The organism is Peribacillus sp. JNUCC 23 (genome assembly GCF_053653995.1).
Window position 1 is genome coordinate 1,907,654 of record NZ_CM132202.1, and the last position, 21,805, is coordinate 1,929,458.

The window sequence follows — 21,805 nt, forward strand, 5'->3', positions numbered from 1 at the left end:
ATACAGAAAAGAATGTTAGGAGGCAGTTAAATGAGAAGTTATCAAATCTATTTAATCGAAGATGAATTTGCCCGACATTATTTTGGTAGAGAGAAGATTTTTTTCAATTTGTTTTTGGAGTATATTCAATCATCTGACTGGCATAAGGGTATTTTGCAAAAACAAATCGAATATATTACAAAAAAAATTCCTGCTAGTAACGTTCATTTTTCATTCGAACAAAGTTTACAACGTAAACAAGGGTATTTAACCCAAAACGGGGTATATTATTTAAAAACAAAGAGTAACAGTAAAGCTACCGTATATATTTACGAACATTCCATTATGTTAAAAGCTGAAGGCGATTTTGATGCGGAAACTACTTTTTTTGAATGCATCCGTAAATGTGGGGCGAGCTTTCTGGCTTTTGATTTTGAGAATAAACGTTACGGCTGGTTAAAACCGATAAAAGAAAGAAAATATGGATAAATAGAGGACATGACGATGTGGAGTATTGTATAATAACGATTGGTCTAGTACACTTATAGTAGACAACATGAAGGAGGAAATAATATGCTTTGGCAAATAATTTTAGCCGCAGTTTTGGCTTTAATCGCCGGTGTAGCACTTGGCTTTTTCATCGCTAGAAAATATATGATGAGCTACCTAAAGAAAAATCCGCCGATTAATGAACAAATGCTTAAAATGATGATGATGCAAATGGGGCAAAAACCATCTCAGAAGAAAATCAATCAAATGATGAGCGCAATGAACAAACAGGTAAAATAAATAATCCCTTGTGGCTCTTACGTTCACAGCTCGTTTGATTACGATTATTATACAAGTTCTTCTCCTAGAAAATGTAGGAGAGTGAATCTTTCATTAGTAATTTGTCTTTTTTCTGATTTATCTTTCATTACTTTAATCAAAAACCACCTTTTCTGTTGAAAAATAAAGCAGATAAAGGTGGTTTTTTTGTTTGTTGTTAGAAGAAATTATTGAGAAATATTTGTATCATTGCCAAGCAAAGGGATTCACATCTAAAACCGTGATAAACAAAAGGTAGGGATACAAACAGTTAAAAATTTGTAACTACTCAGTCTACAGCTTTTACGCAAGACAAATAGAGGTCACTGCTAGTAGACAATGCCTCTTACTTTAGGAAGAAAAGAGCTCGATTTTCCCCTTCCCGAATGAATGAGCTGCTCGATTGAGTGAAAGACTGGTTTTCCTTGATTCTGATCCTTCGTACATGAAAATTTCTCACTGACTTTATGAACAGCTTTTTTTAGATATTTTAAACCCACCTTGAGAAATCATGCAAGGCGGGTTGTATGGTTTGAATGATTAACTGCTTATGCTAACCAATTTTTTTTAGGAACAATTGGTTATATTGATTTAGCAGTATGTCCAATTCCTGACTGTATACGATCGTTATTTGAGAATTAAGACCGTTTTTAGAAACGATTTTAATGAGCTCATTACGTTTTATTTCGATAAGCTCGAGAAATTCTAATCGGGTCACAACTGCTAGTCCTTTCTAAACATTAATAGAGAGGTGCTTATACCTGATGTAATCTTGTCCCTAAATATGTATGATACTTACAATATTAATTATACAAGCTTGTGGAAATAAATTCAAACACTTATTCATATTTTTATATGTTCACAATTCAGTAAATATCTTTTTCTTAGTGCATTTGGTAGAATGAGGGTAAATTGCTTTTCAGAGGAGTTGACATGCTTGAGTGACGTTAGCATATTATTAGCTTTTGGTGCGGGGTTTCTAAGTTTTATTTCTCCTTGTTGTTTGCCACTTTATCCAGCCTTTTTATCGTATATTACAGGGATGAGTGTCAATGAACTTAAAACAGAAAACGCTATGCTGCAGAAGAGAAGTTTATTTCACACGTTATTTTTCTTATTGGGTTTTTCTCTAATATTTATCGCTTTAGGTTTTACTACTTCCTTTCTTGGTGAGTTTTTTGAGAATTATCAAGATTTAATACGTCAAATTGGTGCTATCATTATTATCTTTTTTGGTTTAGTAATTGTCGGGATATTCAATTTTGAATTCCTAATGAAAAATAAACGAATTGAATTCAAAAACCGTCCAAGTGGGTACATAGGTTCCGCATTAATTGGTTTAGCATTTGCTGCAGGATGGACCCCGTGTACAGGTCCTATTTTAACAGCTGTTTTAGCAATGGGCGTCAACAACCCAAATTCTGCGATGCTGTATATGATTGCTTATATTCTAGGTTTTGCAATTCCGTTCTTAATTTTGTCTTTCTTCATCGGTAAAATGAAGTGGATAAAAAAACATAGCCACCGTATTGTTAAAGCAGGTGGATACATCATGATTCTTATGGGGATTGTGCTCTTCTTTGATTGGATGACGAAAATTATCATTATTTTCACAAATATTACTGGTGGTTTTCAAGGTTTCTAATATGTATTTTACATAACCATCCATCCATTAATAAATGAAATAGTAAATTCTGGTGAGTGAATTGTTTGAATATCTTATGAGATTACGGTAGCCTATAAGGATACATATTAATTAGTTAGACTAAACATGTTGTTGAATTCTGTTCAGTATTATTTTTACTTGTTGCATGATTTGGGAGGGTTAAAAGGAATGGCTAGAATATTAGTAATTGATGATGCAAAGTTTATGAGAATGACCCTTTTAAATATATTAAATAAAGCAAATCATATAGTGGTCGGCGAAGGTGAAAACGGGGAAGAAGCAATTGAACTATATCGTCAATTACAGCCAGACATCGTTACTATGGATATAACTATGCCAGTAATGAGTGGCATAGATGCAGTGAAGGAAATAAAAAAGGAATTTCCACAGGCAAAAATAATTATGTGCTCAGCCATGGGTCAGCAAAAGATGGTTGTTGAGGCAATTGAAGCCGGTGCGAAGGATTTCATCGTAAAGCCATTTGATGAAGATCGAGTGGTAGAAGCGATTAGTAGGGTGAATAATTAAATGATTTCCTGCGATACCTAATAGAATTAGCCTCTTTGTGAAAGAACTTTTGATAATTTTTTGTAGTAGGATATAATAAGGTCACAAGTAACATACCTTATTAAATAAAAGGAATGAAATGGTTATGATTTATATATCATCAGCTGTAGCGCTGTTTATGGCCATCACTGTACTTATTGTTCGTTTAAAGGCAGCGAAAAAGCCAGTTAACTTGAAGAAAATTATTTTACCCCCGATTTTTATGAGTACAGGGGCTCTTATGTTTATGTTTCCGATGTTCCGATTAACTGGGGTAGAGGTGCTTGAAGCTGTGTTGGTAGGGATGGTATTTTCTATTTTCCTTATAAAAACCTCAAGTTTTGAAGTTCGGAACAATGAGATTTATATTAAGCGATCAAAGGCGTTTGCTTTTATTCTTATCGGATTGCTTATTGTCCGGTTGGTGGCTAAATGGCTATTAAGTTCCTCAATCGATGTTGGTCAGTTAGGTGGTATGTTCTTTCTTCTTGCATTTGCAATGATTGTACCTTGGCGGATTAGCATGTATCTTCAATATCGTAAAATCCATAATGAACACTTTGGAAGCAGTAAAATCGTAAAAGTATAAAAATAATGAATGTAAAAAGCGGTAGCAACTATTGCTAACCGCTTTTTTAGTGGCTTCATACTTCTCTACAAAGACAAGTCATGGATGAAACTTTAATGAAGTGGCTAAAGCATAGTAGAAATTCATAAAGTTAATCTGAGGTACTGCTTGTCAAGATTTAGCAAAGTGTCTATAATAAATAGTATTAAATATTTGGAAAATTCGAGGTGGATGACGTGCTTGAAGGTTGGTTTTTATGGTTTATCCTTGCATGGACGGTCATTTTGATCACATTAATGGGGATTGGTGGATTCTTCATGTTCCGAAAATTTCTTAAGCGTTTTCCTAAAGAAGATGGAAAATCTGATATGGATTGGGAAGAATATTATGTAAGTCAAACTACTCATTTGTGGACAAGTGAACAGAAAGAATTACTCGAAGATTTAGTAAGTCCGATACCTGAACTGTTTAGAGATGTAGGTAGACAGAAAATTGCTGGTAAAATTGGAGAATTGGCATTAAAAGAAAAGTCGCAAACGATTACTCAGGATCTAGTTGTTCGGGGCTATATTATCGCTACACCTAAACGAGATCATAAATTTTTAAGAAAAAAATTAACAGAACGTCAAATTAACATGAATCCATATGAGCATTTATTTAGCTGAACATAGTGAAGCGGACAGTTTACAGGCTGTCTGCTTTTTTTATTTTCCACACAAAGCTTTAACTTGCTACTTGCCTTTCAGTCGGTTTAGTCCGACTACGAAGAATCTCCATACTTTAGTGCAGAGTCGTTCAGTATATATTGAGTAAATTCTTCGAGTTAACGATATGTAAAATGTGGTGTGACCAACTAATTATGAGTTTTGGTATAATGGAAGTACGATCAGGAACGGAGTGATTTTATGAAATTTATTCATACAGCAGACTGGCACCTAGGTAAAATTGTTCATGGTGTACATTTGACAGAAGATCAGGAGCATATGCTTTGGCAGCTAGTAGATGTCATTGAAGAAGAAAATCCAGATGCAATAGTTATTGCAGGTGACTTATACGATCGTTCTGTACCACCTACTGAAGCCGTAGAATTGCTTGATGAAATTCTTTATACAATTAACGTGAAAATGAAGAAACCAATTATTGCGATTTCGGGTAATCATGACAGTGCAGAACGGTTATCCTTTGGAACGTCTTGGTATCGTCAGAGTAATCTTTTTATCCAAGGGAAATTTAATAAGGATTTAATGCCAGTTCAGGTGAACGGCGTTAATTTTTACTGTGTTCCATATGCGGAGCCAGGTGTTGTACGTCAAGTACTGCAAGATGATCGAATCACATCTCATCAAGATGCAATGGCCACTATTACGTCGAAAATAGAACAAAATATTAATCCAAATGAACCGAATATTTTGGTCGGACATGCCTTTGTCTTAGGCGGAAAAACAACGGATTCCGAGCGAGTTCTGTCTGTTGGAGGATCGGGTTGTGTTTCAGCGGAAGTTTTTAATGCATTCGACTATACAGCACTTGGTCATTTACATAGTCCGGATGCGCTCAATCATCCTAAGGTTCGGTATTCAGGCTCGTTAATGAAATATTCATTTTCAGAAGCAAAGCAAAATAAATCCATATCCATTGTTGAAATGAACGAGAATGGTAGCTTTGATTTAAGGTATCGCTCACTTTCCCCGAAAAAAGATATGCGAGAGATAGAGGGTTATATGGAGGAGCTGCTTGATTCTACTTTTTATCAATTTCAAAAAACGGAAGATTATTTGAAAATTACACTACTAGATGAAGGCGCAATTATTGATCCGATTAATCGGCTTCGTAAAGTGTATCCAAATGTCCTTCATTTAGAAAGAAAATGGGATTTGCTTGACCTTCGTCGAAAAGAATCGTTCTCATCCATTAAGGATGAAAAAAAATCAGAATTAGATTTATTTGAAACATTTTATGCGGAAATGACAGATCGTCATTTTGATCAAAAAAAGCGAGATATTATGGCTTCCGTTATTGACAACGTGAAAAGAGAAGGTGTATTGAGATGAGACCACTTCGATTAATGATGCAGGCATTTGGACCATATGCAGGGAATGAAATCATCGACTTTTCACAGCTTGGAAATCGCACAATGTTTGTGATTTCCGGAAAAACAGGAGCTGGTAAGACGACCATTTTTGATGGAATTAGCTATGCAATCTATGGAAAGGCAAGTGGCGAAGATCGAAATGGACAGGAGCTAAGGAGTCAATTTGCAGCAGATGATCAATTGACAGAAGTAAGTTTGGAATTTATGCTCCGTGGAAAATTGTATTATATTTGGCGTTCACCACAGCAAGAACGGAAAAAGAAGTCAGGTGAGGGCACGACAACGGTTACGGCGAAAGCAGAGTTATATGAAGTCCAATCGAACGATGAGAAGAAATTGCTTGGTGCGAATGTTCGTGAAGTGGATGAAAAGATCAAGAGCATTATAGGAATTGATGCCAATCAATTCCGTCAAATCCTTATGATACCACAAGGTGAATTCCGAAAGCTGTTAACTTCGGAAAGTAAGGAAAAGGAACAGATTCTCCAAAGACTATTTCATACAGAATTATATAAAACGATTGAAGATAAGCTGAAAGAAGAAGCGTCTGAATTAAAAAAGTTAAGTGAGAAAAGCAGGCTTGACAGAATTCGTTATATGAATGAAATTGCAGCAAGCGATAATGAAGAGCTGATAATAGAACTTAATCAAGATGAACCAATTGAGCAAAAGGTACTACCACTACTAGAACAACAAATTTCACATGATGAATCCCGTTTACTAGAACTGCAAACTGTCATCGATCAAAAACAAAAAGCTCGTGATTCTCTTAAGGAAAGCTTATTTCGTGCAGAAGAACAAATCAAGCAATTTTTAAATTTGGAAAAATTAACGATTGAAAAAGAAAAATTAGAAGCTGTAAAAATTGAAATTGATCAAGTGAAAATTCAAATTTCCAACGCTTACAAAGCAGCTGCGGCAGAGAAACAAGAACAATTTTATTTAAGAATCGGTAATCAAGTAAAAGAATTACAAGCAAATCACGAGCAATTAGAAAAGAAGCTTATGCAAAGTGAAGAAAAGAAAAAGAATTTGCAACTTCAATATGAAGAAGAATTAGCTAAAGCAGGCAAACGTGAGGAAGCAGCAGTAGTTGTTTATAACCTACAGCTGTTGAAGGAGTCAGTTGAAAATCTAGCTAATCAAATTCAAAAGACGACTCATTTGGAAAAGCAATGGCAGCAAATGGCCATCCAAAAGAATACGGCAGAAAATGATCTCATTACGATTGAAAAAGAAGAAGAAGCTACGCACATAATAAAACAAGAATGTGAACAAGCGGCTATACAATTTGCCGAATTGGAGAGGCAATCGGATCTCAACGATCAGATTTTGTTTAGAATAACGAAACTTATTGAAGTTACGAAAACAATGAATCAAGTAAAACAAGCAGTAGACCGCAATCAAATTAGTCTGGCTAATTCAAGTAGCAAACTTGAAAACGAAAAGTTGGGACTGGATTTATTAAACAAAAAATGGCGTGAAAGCCAAGCAGGTATATTAGCACAAATGCTCATTTCTGGTGAAGCTTGTCCTGTATGTGGTGGGGCAGAACACCCCAATCCTGCTCACTTTCAAGAAGATATGCCAAATGAAGCCGATATCGACCGACAAACGATTCTTGTACAAGCTGCTGAACAGAAAAAAGTACAATCAGAAACAGAATATTATCAAGTTAAATCACAATATGAATCAATCCAAGACACATACAATGAAAGAGCAGCAGAAGTAAAAGAACGAGCCCCTGAAATTGACTTTAACAACCTAGGAGAATTTGAAAAGGATTGTAAAGCCAATAAAAGAGAATTGGAACGTCGTTTAATGATGCTCGCTGATAAAAAAGCACAACTTGGGCAAATTACAGAAAAACTCTTTACCTTAAAAGAGAGTAAAGCAGAACTGAAACAGCGATCGGTAGACTTGAAAAAAAATGAAGATACTTCACGTATAGCATATTTAGAGGAAAATGCCAAACTTGCTTCCTTAAAAGAAGCAGTACCTGATGCGATTCGAACCCCAAACGGGTATGAGAATGCATTGAACAATGCCATAACGCAACAAAAAATACTGCAACAGGCATTTGAAAGCACTCAAACAGCTCTGCAAACAGCGTTAGAGCAAGTGACGATCATACAAACCAATCGAACTTCGATTGGTAAGCAGTTGGAAACAGTAAAGCTTGAGCTTGATAAAGAACGACTTCGATTCAAAGATGATTTGAAAAATCAGGGATTCGAGTCGTACGGACAATATACAGCTTCGAAAAAAACAGAATCGGAATTAAAGGGGTTAGAAAATCAAGTTCAGGAATATGATAAACAATATCATACAGTAACAGGCCTTCATCACGATCTTGAATTGAAGTTAAAAGATATTGAGAAACCCGACTTAGTTAGCTTACAGAAAACTGTGCAAACGATTGATGAAGATTTGGAACAACATCGCAAATTGTATAATTTCATCTTTACATCGAAAGAACAGAATATCGTCATTCAAGAGAAAATTCTTGCGATTATTGAAGAACAAAAAGAATTGGATGAAAAATATGCGGTTATTGGTCACCTCCATGAAATCTCCAAAGGACAAAACCCGTTTCGCATTACATTTGAACGATATGTCCTTGCCGCTTTTTTAGATGATATTTTAAAAGAAGCAAATACAAGATTAGTAAAGATGACAAGTGGACGATATCAATTATTACGGAAAGTTGATCCGACTAGAAGAAATATTCAAAGTGGATTAGAGCTGTCTGTGTATGACCAATATACGGGACAAGAAAGGCATGTAAAGACATTATCGGGGGGGGAAAGCTTCAAAGCAGCATTGGCGTTAGCTCTTGGTTTAGCGGATGTTGTGCAACAAAATGCAGGTGGTATTTCATTGGAAACGATGTTTATTGATGAAGGCTTCGGTACACTTGATCCGGAATCTTTAGAACACGCGATTGAAACATTGATGGATATCCAAAGCAGCGGTCGTCTCGTTGGCATCATTTCTCATGTGCCTGAGTTAAAAGAACGAATTGACGCACGTCTCGAAGTCATTGCCACACAGAAAGGGAGCAGAACAGTATTTCAATTTTCAAGCTAGTGTTAGTTGACAAAAAAGAAGGGCTACCAAAACAGGTCAAACGGAATCAAGAAGATATGATTGTTTCAATTATTAAGTTAATTACAGAAACCAACATGCAATTTGGGACACATTCAGTAGAAAGGCTAAGTCTGCTAAATGTTTGATACTTGGTAGAGCTTTAAACCATTTGCCAAATCAGCTTTTTTTGATAAAAGAGAATATGACAAGGTAGTCGGGGCTTTAGTGAGCGAGCTTATTTCATACAACAAATAGACAAAGAGTCAGACCTCACACGTTCTATATATAGTTCGAATTGTAAATAGATAACTTTATAAACTGCATATAGAGTGTGAGATCAGATACTTTTGGACAAACTGTTATTTTTGAGCTTACATATCGTGACTAGAGTTGTGTTTTTGGCGGCTGTGATTTCTGTTTTTTACTTTATGCGACCCACTTAAAGGTGCAGGCTGTCCTGGGTTATCGCCTTTGGGAGCATTTTTCCTAATATCTTTTCCATCGTTTTTGTTCATTTTCTATCCCTCCTCTTACCATTTATGATGAGCAGGATTTTTTAGAATATGCACGGAATCACTTTCTATTTATTGTATAAACTTTGTCAATAGGTAAAACCTACTCATACATCGCAATTCGATGTTTTTTAAAAAAGGAGTGGGCAAAATTGCTGGATAAACAAGATAAAAGGCGAGCATTTCAAGAAGCCGACCAAAGCTTTAAGCAAGTGCAGGAAACGATGTATGAAATTGTTAAAGACGGACCTGAGTATGGTAGTCAGCTTAAACATGTGAAGCAAGAAATGGATGAAGCTTATCAACAAATTCAAAGTGCGCTACAGGTTGCCTCAGAGCATCAGAGGGAGCAACTACAGCGGTACCAAGAGGATCTTCAAAGTATGATCGAAGATGTTGAACAATCATAGTACTGAAAGAACCGCCAGCTGAACGTGTCACTGGCGGTTTTACTATTACTGGTTTTTCTTTCGCTTTTTATTATTTTGTTTTTGTTCTTCTGTCAAAGGTTGAGAAAATTCTTCGATATATTCTGCATTATTCCCTTTTGCCCTAGCTGCATTCAACCGAATAATATTGTCCGCTTTACGTTTAGTCATGAAGATCACCTCCACGTATAGCTTTAGTCATAAATAGGGTTTCTATGTAGATATATCGATAAAAGGAAGAACAGTCAGGATGCTTTGGAAAGAAAAATAATAATAACTAGATAATTTTTACTAGACGTTACTAATTCGTTGGTTTAATTATTAGTTTGTAAGAAAAAAATCACAAAAAGGTAAGTTAAACAAGATTGGTTTTAAGTTCTCTAAGAATTAAAAGAACACCTATACCATACACAATAGAAATTACTAAAGGCACAAGAATGAATGCTTGACTAACAAGGAGCCCACCTAAGATTAGAGAGGAAAGACAGGTGCCCAATGTAACAAATAAATAAGCTCTGCTTTTATAAATCCACATGTAAGGTAGAAAATGAGAACCTGCTAGTAACCCGATTGTGAAAGGGAGATATTCAGGTATATGCATATACACCATTATAAATACAGGTATGTAAAAAGCTTGTGGAGCTGCAACTATTCCTGCTAAAGTACCTAAAGGGTTGCCAGTAGCAAATAGATTAACACGAAGAATTTTACTAATTAGAATTCCAAAAGGAAAAATGGCGCCTAAACCAAAAATCCAAATTAAATGTACAATGTCCATTGAAAAAACTAAGGGCATAAAGGTGAAAAGTAAAAAGACAATTGTGCCAGATATCAATAATGGAAACCCTTTTCGTGCTTCAAACGTGATTTCAGTTTGTAATTTTTCAAGTGTTCTACTCATAAATACACCCCTGCATAAGAATAGTAGTTTGTTTATAAGATAGCAGTGTTTTACTCAATTTACCATACCAGGTTAGAATTAAGGGCCTAATTTTAAGAATAGTCTAAATGTAAGGTGCGAAAAAAAGTCCGTCATTGTCCGGATAAATAAGAGTCCTCTTGCAAAATGGGTTATTATCTTCACGGCGTTATCTTACCGCATGGAGAGACCTAAGTTTTTCACCCGAACCAAATTGACCACGAAAATACAAAATTTGACCACTAACTTTCCGATAAAATATGAAAAGTTATGGTGGAAAACTAATTATACTAGGGCGTACATATGAAAAGTTACGTAATGAATGAAATGAAGTCCGTAAAAGTGACTAATATAAGTAAAACTTATCAAAAACAATAACTTACTTGTTATTTACTTATACTCATTTCTATATTACTATTAGTTTGTAAGAAAAGTTTTGATGGGAGAAGATTCAAACTTTTCGACAAAAAAGGGGTTTTTTTATATAGTATTTATATAGTATAAGAAGAACATGGTGATGTGGAAATTCTTACACACCACGTTTCACTTTTTATGTTCAAATGTTTTTCGTAAAGTCTTATAGGGGGTAATATTCTGATGACAAAAAATGATGTGTATCAATCACGCTCTTCTTTTGAAATCGATGGAAAGCGCTATAACTATTATAATTTGGAAGCGCTTGAGAAAGCAGGAGTTGGAAATGTTTCTCGTCTTCCATATTCCATTAAAGTTCTACTCGAAGCGGTACTACGCCAAGTTGATGGTAGAGTCATTACTAAAGAACATGTTGATAATTTAGCTAAGTGGGGAACTAGCGAATTAAAAGACATTGATGTACCATTCAAACCCGCACGTGTAATTCTGCAGGATTTTACAGGCGTACCAGCTGTTGTTGATCTTGCATCTTTGCGTGGTGCAATGGCTGCACTTGGTGAAGATCCTGATAAAATCAACCCTGAAATTCCAGTTGATTTAGTTATTGACCACTCTGTACAAGTAGATAAAGCAGGTACATTAGATTCACTTGCAGTTAATATGGATCTTGAGTTTGAAAGAAATGCTGAGCGTTACCAATTCCTTAGTTGGGCTCAAAAATCATTCAACAACTATCGTGCGGTTCCACCAGCAACTGGGATTGTTCACCAAGTTAACCTTGAGTACTTAGCGAATGTCGTCCAATCTGTTGATACTCCAAATGGGGACTTAGAAGTCTACCCAGACTCTGTGTTCGGTACCGATTCTCATACAACAATGATTAATGGTATTGGAGTTCTTGGATGGGGTGTAGGTGGGATCGAAGCAGAAGCAGGCATGCTTGGCCAACCTTCATACTTCCCAGTTCCTGAGGTTGTAGGGGTGAAACTGACAGGTGAACTACCTAATGGCACTACAGCTACTGACCTTGCTTTAAAAGTGACACAAGTGCTTCGTAAACATGGTGTAGTTGGTAAATTTGTTGAATTCTTCGGTCCAGGAGTAACCAATCTCCCATTAGCTGACCGTGCAACAATCGCGAACATGGCTCCAGAATATGGTGCTACTTGTGGTTTCTTCCCAGTTGATGGAGAAGCAATTGACTATCTTCGTTTAACTGGCCGTGACGAAACTCTTATTCAAGTAGTTGAAACATATTCCAAAGCAAATGGAATGTTCTATACACCTGACAAAGAAGATCCAGTTTACACAGATGTGATCGAGCTTAAATTATCTGACATTGAACCGAATCTTTCTGGTCCTAAACGTCCACAAGATTTGATTCCACTTTCACAAATGCAGCAATCATTCAAAGAAGCGCTTAATGCACCTATGGGGAACCAGGGCTTTGGATTGGAATCTTCTGAAATTGACAAAGAAGTAACTGTGAAATTCACAGACGGACATGAGTCAAAAATGAAAACTGGTGCAATTGCAATCGCTGCAATTACAAGCTGTACAAATACGTCTAACCCGTATGTTATGCTTGGCGCTGGTTTAATCGCGAAAAAGGCAGTAGAAAAAGGCTTGACTGTACCTGATTATGTAAAGACATCATTAGCACCAGGGTCTAAAGTTGTTACTGGGTACCTGCGTGATGCAGGTCTTCAAACTTATTTGGATCAATTAGGCTTCAACGTAGTTGGTTACGGCTGTACAACATGTATTGGGAACTCAGGTCCACTTGCTGAAGAAATCGAAGCGGCAATTGCTAAAGGCGATCTTCTCGTAACGTCTGTACTTTCCGGTAACCGTAACTTTGAAGGACGTATCCATCCATTGGTGAAAGCGAATTACCTTGCATCTCCAACACTAGTCGTAGCGTATGCTTTAGCTGGAACAGTGGATTTCGATCTACAAAACGATTCATTAGGTAAAGACCAAGATGGTCATGATGTTTACCTAAAAGATATTTGGCCTTCTCAAGATGAAGTAAATGCTGTTGTTAAAGCAACAGTAACACCAGAATTATTCCGTAAAGAATATGAAACAGTATTCAACGACAACGAACGCTGGAATGAAATTCAAACAAGTAATGAAGCGTTGTATACGTTTGATACAACTTCAACATATATTCAAAATCCGCCATTCTTTGAAGGAATGTCACCTGAACCAGGTACTGTTGACGCGCTTTCTAGTTTACGTATTGTAGGTAAATTTGGTGATTCAGTTACAACGGACCATATTTCTCCTGCAGGCGCAATTGGTAAAGATACACCGGCTGGTATTTACTTGCGCGAAAATGGTGTAAAACCACGTGATTTCAACTCATATGGTTCACGTCGTGGTAACCATGAAGTCATGATGCGCGGAACATTCGCAAACATTCGTATCCGTAACCAAGTTGCTCCTGGTACAGAAGGTGGATTCACAACTTACTGGCCAACTGGCGATGTTATGGCAATCTATGATGCTTGTATGAAATATAAAGCAGATGGTACAGGTCTTGCTATCTTAGCCGGTAAAGACTACGGAATGGGAAGCTCACGTGACTGGGCAGCTAAAGGTACAAACCTTCTAGGCATCAAAACAGTTATCGCTGAAAGCTTTGAACGTATTCACCGTTCTAACTTAGTGTTAATGGGTGTTCTACCGCTTCAATTCAAAGCGGGAGAAAATGCTGAAACACTTGGATTAACTGGTAAAGAAGCAATCGATGTACAAATTGATGAATCTGTAAAACCACGTGATATCGTAAAAGTTACAGCTACTGATGAAGCTGGAAACAAAAAAGAATTTGAAGTACTCGTTCGTTTTGACTCTGAAGTTGAAATTGACTATTACCGCCATGGCGGGATCTTACAAATGGTCTTACGTGATAAATTAAAAGGCTAATTTCACTAAAAAAATAAGGATGTCCCAAAAGGGTCTGTCTTCGCTTACAACACAAAGTTTATTGTGTCTTACACTTCATGTAAACTGTATGTTGTAGGCGAGGTTGCCCCTTTAGTTATGGGACATCCTCTTTTTTTTGTGAATTGCGTCAAAATTATGAAAAAATTAGTTGGTTTCATTGAGTATTCGGTTAAAAATCTTTATAACTTCTATAATTATTGGTAAAATGTAGTTGAGGATCAATACGACATATAAAAATTATCGAATAGAATTAGGTGAATACATATGTATAAAAAAGTAATTGCAGCAGTTTTTCTACTTGCGCTCATTGCTGTTGTTATAGTTCAGGCTATGGAGCCAAAAAGCGGGCTTGATATTGGCCTAAAAGCACCAGACTTTGAATTGGAAACGCTAAGTGGTGAGAAGGTAAAGTTATCAGATTATCAGGGTAAGAAGGTAATGCTTAATTTTTGGGCTACTTGGTGCGGCCCTTGTCGCGAGGAAATGCCTGATATGGAGACGTTTGCAAAAGGATTAGATAAGGATACAGTGATTCTTGCGGTCAATTTGGATCCACAGAACGATGTTCAAGCCTTTGTAGATGAAATGGGGGTTACTTTTCCAATCCTTCTAGATTCTCAAAACATAAAAAACGCTGTAAAAAAACGATATAAAGTATCCGCTATGCCGACTACATATTTTATTGATAGTGAAGGGCTTATAGCCGTTAAGCATATTGGCCAAGTGTCCCTGCAATCAATGGAAAAATATATCGCGGATATGAAATGACGAAATCAAATGATTTCGTCATTTTTATGTATTCAGCTAATTGAATTTTTTGAAATTTCACTTATAAATCATTCGTTAATTGGTAATAGTAGTGATAAATACAATTAGTAGGTGGGTGAAAGGTTTGAAACGGAAAAAAAAGACGTTTGAAGAGTTAATTAATGAAAATAAGCAAGAATTGTTGCAAGACGAAGAGCGTTTGGCAAAGATTGAAGATCGTATTGAACGAAGGCATTTACAAAAAGTGGAGTAGCATTTAACAAATAATTCCGGTCATGTTTGCTTATCATTCGGTCATCCTATTCTTGAGGAGGGGAAAATTGATGAGCAATCCTAAAAAAGATTCTAAACATTTTGCGCCGAACCAAACCGGAACAAAATCTCGCGCTGCAGGTGGGAATAAAGGAAAACAAATGCAAGACCAAAGTGGGCAGCACCCTCAAGTTATTCAGACAAAGGGTGAATAACATAAAGAGTTAACATAAGCTTAATTATGTTAACCTTTAGGATTTCATTTTTTTATGGGAGGCATTTCGATGAATCATAAACATAATCCAGATGATCGTAGTGATAATGTCGAAAAACTTGAAGATATGATTCAGAACACGATGGAAAATATCGATGCGGCTGAAGAAACATTGGAGTTCACTTCCGGTGATAATAGAAATGCGATAAAGGAAAAAAATCAACGAAGACAAGAAAGCATTGAATCTTTTAAAAATGAAATTGAAGATGAAAAACAAGCTCGGGAGAATGGTTTTGAATGAATAACATTAAATAGATGGTAAAAAAGAAGGAAGAAGAAATTCTTTCTTCTTTTTTATGGGGGAAAAAGTGAACTATTCTTTCAACGAGAAAAGGGACGGCTTGATATGATAAGATGGAGAGGAATTCGTAACTGGAAGATGGGATAATAATGGATACTAGGAAGATGATTGAACAAAATTATTATGAAGTAAAAATAAAAGAATTAACAGAAGAGATAAATCAAAAAGGGTATATAAGTGATTTACATACGATCTTGAATGTCTTAGCTGAGATTGAAAACGATGATTCACCAGCAGATACGTATTCTTACAAATCAGAGCTATTTAGCATGCTTGCCGAAAGTCAGAAGTTTCTTCATGGAGAGGACTCACTATATGAAACATGGCTCAGAGAAGCAGTCAGCGCTGATGCGAAGAATATGCGGGCAAATGAACTTCTAGTACGCTCTGGCTGGAAGAAATATCGCGAAGTGTTTTCTGCCATCGAATTTCCGTTAATACGTGAAACAGATAATCGTACAGCAAAGAAAAAAATAGCCGAAGAGTATATTTCTTTATGTAAGAAATATATGGGAGCGATGGTAGAACAGCGTAGTAATCTTGAAAAATCACTAGAACAGGCAAAAAATCATGTTGACCTTGATATCATCCAAAACTATGAAGCGGCAATTTCTCTGCTTTTTGAAGTATCTAAAGAGATTACAGAACTTCTTCAGGCAGCAAAGGAATATGAGGAGTCCATTTCAGGTGTATTTCATACAGCGACACATTTCAACGATATGAAAGAACATCTGGATCGTATAACGGCAGTGAAAAAACAGTGGACGGATTTATTTCAAACGAGCAACGATGTCTTACCCCAAACCAAAGATGCACTTGACGAACTGCAATCAATGATTGGGTTAACTGAAGTAAAAAATAGAATGAATGAGTATTATCGATTTCTGCAATACCAAAATAAAAGAAAAGAACTGGGTCTTCAAATTAAAGATGAGCTAAGTCTAAATATGGTTCTAACTGGTAATCCAGGAACAGGTAAAACGACCATTGCTCGACTTCTAGCTAAAATTTATCATGAACTAGGTGTACTTCCCCGTGAAGAGGTAACAGAAGTGGATCGCTCTCAGCTTGTAGGCTCATTCATTGGCCAAACAGAAGAAAGAGTTCAGAATGCTGTGGAAAAATCTCTCGGTGGTGTGTTATTTATAGATGAAGCATACAGTTTAAAACGAGAAGGTCAATCAGGGAATGATTATGGACAAACAGCAATTGACACGCTCGTTTCACTGATGAGTAATCAAAAATACGCAGGTAAATTTGCAGTGATATTAGCCGGTTATCCTGATGAAATGCGTCAATTTTTACAGGCTAATCCAGGCTTAAGAAGCAGATTCCCCCAGTCTAATCATTTCCAGCTCCCGGACTACACAACCCAGGAATTGCTCCAACTTGCAAAAGGGATGGCGCAAGATAATGATTATATGATGACGAAGGATGCAAATATTGAGCTTGCGCTTCGTATTGAGGCGGAAAAAGTAGATGAAACATTTGGAAATGCGAGAACCGTACGATCTATCGTAAGTGAGGCTATTTTTAAAAGAGGAGCTCGTTCAGACTTAAATGAACAACCTATTCTTCATTATACGTCGCTCACTGGGGAAGACTTCCGGCGAAATGAAATAAAGTCTACTATCACTCCTGAAGAAAAGCTAGGATTATTAATAGGCTTAGAGGAAATCAAAAAAGAAGTACAAGCGATTATTGCATTTGCTGAGATGCAGCAAGTTCGTCGCACTCATGGTCTCAAAGCCGTTCCTATTCAATCACATGCAGTGTTTACCGGGAATCCTGGGACAGGTAAAACGACGGTAGCCAAAATATACTCGGAGTTATTAAAAGAAACAGGGATGCTAAAAAGGGGCCATATGATTGTAGCAGGTCGCGCCGATTTTGTTGGTGAGTATGTTGGGCAAACAGCCATTAAGACGAAGAAAAAAATCCGTGAGGCACTTGGTGGTGTCTTATTTATTGACGAAGCCTATTCCTTATTTAGTAAGTCGGAAAATGATTTTGGAAAAGAAGTCATCGATACACTAGTTGAAGAAATGACAAAGCATAATGAAAACCTAGTTGTCGTTCTTGCTGGATATATCAATGAAATGAACAATCTTCTTGAGAGTAATCCAGGACTTCGTTCTCGTTTTCGTAAATTCATCCATTTTCCTGATTATAAAACTAAAGAGCTTTTACAAATTATTGAAAACTATGCGAATCAATATCAATACAAATTGGAAGACCAAGCCATTAGTTGGTTGAAAGAATATTTAACTGAACATCAGGTTAAAGGGAATGGACGCTTTGCAACGAGTTTAATTGATGAAGCTATACAAGAACAAGCAATGCGGTTAATGAATGAGTCGTGCGAAAAAGATTTGCAAAATTTGACCGTCTTAACAACAGATGATTTGAAAAAAGCAGCAAAAAAAATAGGGAAGAGTGAGATGTAATGTTAGTATCTGATAAAGAGATTGAAGTACGATATGCAGAAACGGATCAAATGGGCATTGTTTATCATGCCAATTATGTGATTTGGCTAGAAATTGGGAGAACGCAGCTTATTAAAGATCTGGGTTTTAATTACGCAGAGATGGAAGCAGATGGGATTCTATCTCCAGTTATAGATATTCAGGTATCTTATAAAAAACCGCTGCGTTACGGTGAAACAGCCACTGTTAAAACATGGATCGAGTCATATGATGGATTGCGTGTTGTTTATGGATATGAAATTTTTACCGGAAATGGAGAGTTAGCAGTATCTGCTAAGTCTTCTCATGTTTGTGTGAAAAAAGAAAACTTCAGACCGATTTCAATTAAACGACTTTTTCCAGAATGGCATGTGGCATATGAAACGAACAAGAAAAAGAATGAATAACAGTCAAAGAGTTCAAAAAGGCGAGTACATTAATTGTAATGACAGCAGCTTTAGAAATGGAGGCGCTTGTCTTGGCATTCGGTATCAAACGTAAGGATATTACTGAGTGGAAACAGAAAATAGATAACGGCGAAATTGCGTTTATTACTCACTACTGGTTGGATGATCGATTTCCAGATTGCAATACTGTTACGAAAGTAGGCTGTAATGATTTGGAGCAGCTAGCGGAGTGGGGAGCGCAGTATGGACTTAAGCGGGAATGGATTCACATCCGAAAGGACGGTTATTCTCATTATGATCTTCTAGGCGAAAAACAATGTGAAATCCTAAAAAAAGAAGGCATAGTGAATAAGCTTGATCGAGTGTAAGTGAAGTGTAAATCGTCTTGAGATAAAAAAAGCACCGAGCATCGGTGCTTTTTTATCTCAATCATTATTTTTCGTAATGGAATTCAGGCTCGTTATATTTTTCATTAAAATTAACTTTCAAGTTATGACCATCAAAATACCATATGTCACTTTCTTCAACGAAAAAAGTAATGTCATCTTTTTGTACAGATGAACCCATATCAATAGGATGATCTTTGTTTACGCCTAATGAAAACCCACTCTGGATCGGGCTATGCCCCCCATATCTTGCAAAAAACCGAACGCTATCGCCATTATTTAAATTCAATTCTTCCTTATACCACGTGATGGCTTTATCAGAGATAATAATATTCATCGTAATCTCCTTCCAATATGCAATAAAGTGAAACTTCAATCAGTGGGGGGCTTCATCCCCACTGATTGTTAGTTGAACCAATCGGGCTTTAACGGGCAGTTATCCACCACCTACGCTCTAAGCCTTGAGGTGGGGGGACTGCCCGTTAAAGCGGGATAATTGTAGTATAAAGCATATTGAAAAAAGATGCGAATGATACGAATGTAGTCGGTTTAACAGGATGTTGGTCTATTTTTGCCACTTTCATGATTGGACAGCCTAATTAGAAAAAAAGAAGTATCGTGTAGGTATACTTAAAGCCACTTAATTTTCGGCTCTGTTTTATTCATAATTCGTTTAATATTTGCCCGGTGACGATAGCATATAAAAATGAAAAGTACTGTTACAACAATTAATAAACCCCATTGCTCTATCTGAAAGACTAATACGTAGATAATTGCAAACAATGAAGTGATCATCGATGATAATGATACGTATTTTGTTACGTATAACGATAGAAAGAATACAGCTAGGACGATAGCAAATAATAAAGGGGCAAAGCCAAGCAAAATACCGCCAGAAGTAGCAACTGCTTTTCCACCTTTAAAGCGAGCAAAGATTGGGTACATATGCCCAATGACTGCGATGACACCAGGAATCAAAGGATGAAGATTATCTGCCCCGAATATAACCGGTAGCAGCGTTGCAAGTGTCCCTTTTAAAATATCCATACTCGTTACAATGAGACCGGCTTTGATACCAAGGGTTCGGAATGTATTTGTCCCCCCAAGGTTTTTGCTGCCATGTTCACGAATGTCAGTATTGTAAAATGTTTTGCCAATAATTAACCCAGAAGGAATAGAGCCTATAAGATAGGCAAGAATCAAAATTAGAATAATAGTAAACATATAATAGCCCTTTCTCGTCAAAGTTTAGAAGGTTCCTGTGTATGTATTTTATCATTTCTTCTTAAAAATACCATGGTTGTTAGAAAAAATATTTACTATTTACTATTCGTGTTGAATGAAAGATGCTTAGTGTTTATTTTTATTCCAAATATATCCATTTCGTTTACCGCGTAATCTTCATCCGTGGTATCGAATGCTTTCCTTCATAACTCTGATATTTTATCTATCAATTTTTAATCACAGGCAATAGTCTAAAATCTATCTTGAAAAAAGGGAATTCAAACGTTCAATATAGAACAAGTCTAATCAATCAAATTTTCGTAACAAGTAAGCATCCCAAACTAAACTGTTACTTCTGGCAGTTTTAGCGATGGTATGCTAGAGGTTTCTGAGAAAAAGTGTTACTATTTTTTATGGCTCTTAAAACAGTATAGATTTTTTCAGATGATTGAGTGGATTTATTTTTATAAGAATGAAGGGATTGAGGATTTATGAAGACGATTTTTGCAGCCATACAGTGGGTGGCTTTTATGCTTGCGTCATCAATTGTTGCTCCGATAGCTCTGGCTGATTTATTCGGGTTAACAGGAGAGGATGCTGCGAGTTTTGTACAAAGAACTGTATTTATCTTTGCGCTTGCTGGACTTTTGCAAATATTTTTTGGACATAAATTGCCGATTAATGAAGCTCCCGCCGGACTCTGGTGGGGTGTTTTTGCAATTTATGCGGGCTTTAGCACCACGTTATTTTCGTCAGCAAGTGAAACTTTGCAAGCCCTTCAAGGAGCATTGATTGCGAGCGGGGTTCTATTCATTATATTAAGCATAGCAGGCCTAATTGATAAGATTAGCAAGTTGTTTACGCCAGCTGTAATAGGCATTTATTTATTATTACTCGTCATTCAATTAAGTAAATCATTTTTAAACGGTATGCTTGGTGTCGGATATGTTAGTGAAAGAGTAGATTTGAAAATTGCTGCATTAAGTTTCGTAACGGTTCTTTTGACATTTTATTTTACGAGGCATAAGCTTGACATAGTCCGCCAATATGCAGTGCTTGTTTCGCTTGCAGCAGGTTGGATTTTGTTTGCCGTATTTGGGGCAATTAAACCTAATACATACGCACCTGATCAAATTTTCACTGTGCCGCAAATATTCGTATATGGTAGACCATCATTTGATAGCGGAATGATCATGACATCGGTGTTTGTAACTTTGCTATTACTTACGAATATGATTGCTAGCATTAAAGTCGTTGAAATTGCGGTTCATTCGTTAATTGAAAAAAAAGCAAAAACAAATTTGCGGGCAGCGGGATATATGACTGGTATCAGCCAGATACTTGGAGGGGTATTTAGTGCGGTTGGTCCTGTACCATTATCTGGGGCAGCGGGGTTCATAGCTACTTCAAAAATTGCTGCTAAACTGCCATTCATCATTGGGTCCCTCTTGCTAATTGCATCTAGTTTTATTCCAAGTGTCATGAATTTTCTTGCATCCATCCCAGTTCCGGTAGGATATTCTGTCATGTTTGTTGTTTTTACCAGCATGATTGGTATGGCGTTTTTAGAAATAGAAAAAGAAGAAGAAGCTAACCGAGTGAGAACAGTGATTGGAATATCGCTTTTAGGGGGAGTAGGCGTTATGTTTGTTCCAGCTAGCGCATTTACAGGTTTACCTCCAATTGTCGTTTCTTTATTAAACAACGGATTAATTTTTGGATCGGTATTGTCAATTATTACAGACCAATGGACTAAAATTATCTATAAACGAAAACAAAGTTAGGTTTTAA

The 21,805-nt window shown here is 36.5% G+C and carries 24 protein-coding genes; 18 read left to right on the plus strand and 6 right to left on the minus strand.

Features of this window, described 5'->3' with window-relative positions; all coding sequences use genetic code 11:
- The first annotated feature begins 30 nt into the window (after positions 1-30).
- Together sirA and JNUCC23_RS09175 are read left to right on the plus strand one after the other, a co-directional pair.
- The gene (gene sirA, locus JNUCC23_RS09170) at positions 31-468 is read left to right on the plus strand and encodes a sporulation inhibitor of replication protein SirA (RefSeq protein ID WP_403073580.1); all 438 of its coding nucleotides are present in this window, start codon (positions 31-33) and stop codon (positions 466-468) included.
- 84 nt (positions 469-552) lie between these two features.
- Positions 553-768, plus strand: a complete 216-nt coding sequence (locus tag JNUCC23_RS09175) for a YneF family protein (protein WP_062180526.1) — start codon at positions 553-555, stop codon at positions 766-768.
- Between the two features lie 571 nt (positions 769-1,339).
- Here JNUCC23_RS09175 and JNUCC23_RS09180 read toward each other — a convergent pair.
- The gene (locus JNUCC23_RS09180; protein WP_082675033.1) at positions 1,340-1,504 is read right to left on the minus strand and encodes a Spo0E family sporulation regulatory protein-aspartic acid phosphatase; all 165 of its coding nucleotides are present in this window, start codon (positions 1,502-1,504) and stop codon (positions 1,340-1,342) included.
- Between the two features lie 183 nt (positions 1,505-1,687).
- On the opposite strand from JNUCC23_RS09180, the gene JNUCC23_RS09185 reads away from it, so the two are divergent.
- The 6 genes from JNUCC23_RS09185 (at position 1,688) to JNUCC23_RS09210 (ending at position 8,748) form a co-directional block, all read left to right on the plus strand.
- Entirely contained in the window at positions 1,688-2,431 is a 744-nt protein-coding gene (locus JNUCC23_RS09185) for a cytochrome c biogenesis CcdA family protein (RefSeq protein WP_403073583.1), read from the plus strand.
- Between the two features lie 189 nt (positions 2,432-2,620).
- Entirely contained in the window at positions 2,621-2,980 is a 360-nt protein-coding gene (locus JNUCC23_RS09190) for a response regulator (protein WP_062180518.1), read from the plus strand.
- A 118-nt stretch (positions 2,981-3,098) separates the two neighbouring features.
- A complete protein-coding gene (locus JNUCC23_RS09195; protein WP_403073586.1) occupies positions 3,099-3,587 on the plus strand; it encodes a CcdC family protein in 489 nt (162 codons plus the stop codon).
- A gap of 215 nt (positions 3,588-3,802) precedes the next feature.
- Positions 3,803-4,231, plus strand: coding sequence for a DUF2621 domain-containing protein (locus JNUCC23_RS09200; protein ID WP_062180511.1), 429 nt, complete (start codon positions 3,803-3,805; stop codon positions 4,229-4,231).
- Between the two features lie 240 nt (positions 4,232-4,471).
- Positions 4,472-5,617 carry an exonuclease SbcCD subunit D gene (locus JNUCC23_RS09205; RefSeq protein ID WP_454215367.1) on the plus strand — a complete coding sequence of 382 codons (1,146 nt, stop codon included), beginning with the start codon at positions 4,472-4,474 and terminating at the stop codon, positions 5,615-5,617.
- Complete coding sequence (locus JNUCC23_RS09210; RefSeq protein WP_454215369.1) at positions 5,614-8,748, plus strand: AAA family ATPase; 3,135 nt, start codon at positions 5,614-5,616, stop codon at positions 8,746-8,748. The genes JNUCC23_RS09205 and JNUCC23_RS09210 overlap by 4 nt, the downstream gene beginning before the upstream one ends.
- Positions 8,749-9,119: 371 nt before the next feature.
- Here JNUCC23_RS09210 and JNUCC23_RS09215 read toward each other — a convergent pair whose 3' ends face one another.
- Positions 9,120-9,263: a small acid-soluble spore protein P gene (locus JNUCC23_RS09215; RefSeq protein ID WP_082190999.1), complete on the minus strand. Its 144-nt coding sequence runs from the start codon at positions 9,261-9,263 to the stop codon at positions 9,120-9,122.
- Between the two features lie 149 nt (positions 9,264-9,412).
- Between JNUCC23_RS09215 and JNUCC23_RS09220 the strand changes: the two genes are divergently transcribed.
- A complete protein-coding gene (locus JNUCC23_RS09220) occupies positions 9,413-9,670 on the plus strand; it encodes a hypothetical protein (protein WP_403073592.1) in 258 nt (85 codons plus the stop codon).
- 45 nt (positions 9,671-9,715) lie between these two features.
- Here JNUCC23_RS09220 and sspO read toward each other — a convergent pair whose 3' ends face one another.
- A complete protein-coding gene (gene sspO / locus JNUCC23_RS09225; RefSeq protein ID WP_062180501.1) occupies positions 9,716-9,859 on the minus strand; it encodes a small acid-soluble spore protein O in 144 nt (47 codons plus the stop codon).
- Positions 9,860-10,043: 184 nt separating this feature from the next.
- A complete protein-coding gene (locus tag JNUCC23_RS09230) occupies positions 10,044-10,589 on the minus strand; it encodes a DUF7010 family protein (RefSeq protein WP_062180498.1) in 546 nt (181 codons plus the stop codon).
- Positions 10,590-11,204: 615 nt separating this feature from the next.
- Between JNUCC23_RS09230 and acnA the strand changes: the two genes are divergently transcribed.
- From acnA to JNUCC23_RS09270, 8 genes are all read left to right on the plus strand, one after another.
- The gene (acnA, locus tag JNUCC23_RS09235) at positions 11,205-13,916 is read left to right on the plus strand and encodes an aconitate hydratase AcnA (RefSeq protein ID WP_454215372.1); all 2,712 of its coding nucleotides are present in this window, start codon (positions 11,205-11,207) and stop codon (positions 13,914-13,916) included.
- A 285-nt stretch (positions 13,917-14,201) separates the two neighbouring features.
- Positions 14,202-14,705 (plus strand): TlpA disulfide reductase family protein, encoded by a 504-nt coding sequence (locus tag JNUCC23_RS09240; RefSeq protein ID WP_454215374.1) that lies wholly within the window; start codon positions 14,202-14,204, stop codon positions 14,703-14,705.
- Between the two features lie 124 nt (positions 14,706-14,829).
- On the plus strand, positions 14,830-14,958 hold the full coding sequence (locus tag JNUCC23_RS09245; protein WP_403073599.1) for an FbpB family small basic protein: 129 nt from the start codon (positions 14,830-14,832) through the stop codon (positions 14,956-14,958).
- Between the two features lie 70 nt (positions 14,959-15,028).
- Entirely contained in the window at positions 15,029-15,172 is a 144-nt protein-coding gene (locus JNUCC23_RS09250; protein WP_062180489.1) for an acid-soluble spore protein N, read from the plus strand.
- A gap of 69 nt (positions 15,173-15,241) precedes the next feature.
- Positions 15,242-15,472: a small acid-soluble spore protein Tlp gene (tlp, locus tag JNUCC23_RS09255; RefSeq protein WP_062180486.1), complete on the plus strand. Its 231-nt coding sequence runs from the start codon at positions 15,242-15,244 to the stop codon at positions 15,470-15,472.
- Positions 15,473-15,621: 149 nt separating this feature from the next.
- The gene (locus tag JNUCC23_RS09260; protein ID WP_403073602.1) at positions 15,622-17,979 is read left to right on the plus strand and encodes an AAA family ATPase; all 2,358 of its coding nucleotides are present in this window, start codon (positions 15,622-15,624) and stop codon (positions 17,977-17,979) included.
- On the plus strand, positions 17,979-18,404 hold the full coding sequence (locus JNUCC23_RS09265) for an acyl-CoA thioesterase (protein ID WP_403073604.1): 426 nt from the start codon (positions 17,979-17,981) through the stop codon (positions 18,402-18,404). Before JNUCC23_RS09260 ends, JNUCC23_RS09265 begins: the two co-directional genes overlap by 1 nt.
- Before the next feature lie 71 nt (positions 18,405-18,475).
- Complete coding sequence (locus tag JNUCC23_RS09270) at positions 18,476-18,772, plus strand: hypothetical protein (RefSeq protein ID WP_403074026.1); 297 nt, start codon at positions 18,476-18,478, stop codon at positions 18,770-18,772.
- A gap of 64 nt (positions 18,773-18,836) precedes the next feature.
- On the opposite strand, the gene JNUCC23_RS09275 is transcribed toward JNUCC23_RS09270, so the two are convergent.
- The gene (locus JNUCC23_RS09275; RefSeq protein WP_062180477.1) at positions 18,837-19,127 is read right to left on the minus strand and encodes a HesB/YadR/YfhF family protein; all 291 of its coding nucleotides are present in this window, start codon (positions 19,125-19,127) and stop codon (positions 18,837-18,839) included.
- Between the two features lie 293 nt (positions 19,128-19,420).
- A complete protein-coding gene (gene plsY / locus JNUCC23_RS09280; protein ID WP_062180473.1) occupies positions 19,421-20,014 on the minus strand; it encodes a glycerol-3-phosphate 1-O-acyltransferase PlsY in 594 nt (197 codons plus the stop codon).
- Positions 20,015-20,505: 491 nt separating this feature from the next.
- Between plsY and JNUCC23_RS09285 the strand changes: the two genes are divergently transcribed.
- Positions 20,506-21,798, plus strand: a complete 1,293-nt coding sequence (locus JNUCC23_RS09285; RefSeq protein ID WP_062180470.1) for a purine/pyrimidine permease — start codon at positions 20,506-20,508, stop codon at positions 21,796-21,798.
- Positions 21,799-21,805 lie beyond the last annotated feature (7 nt).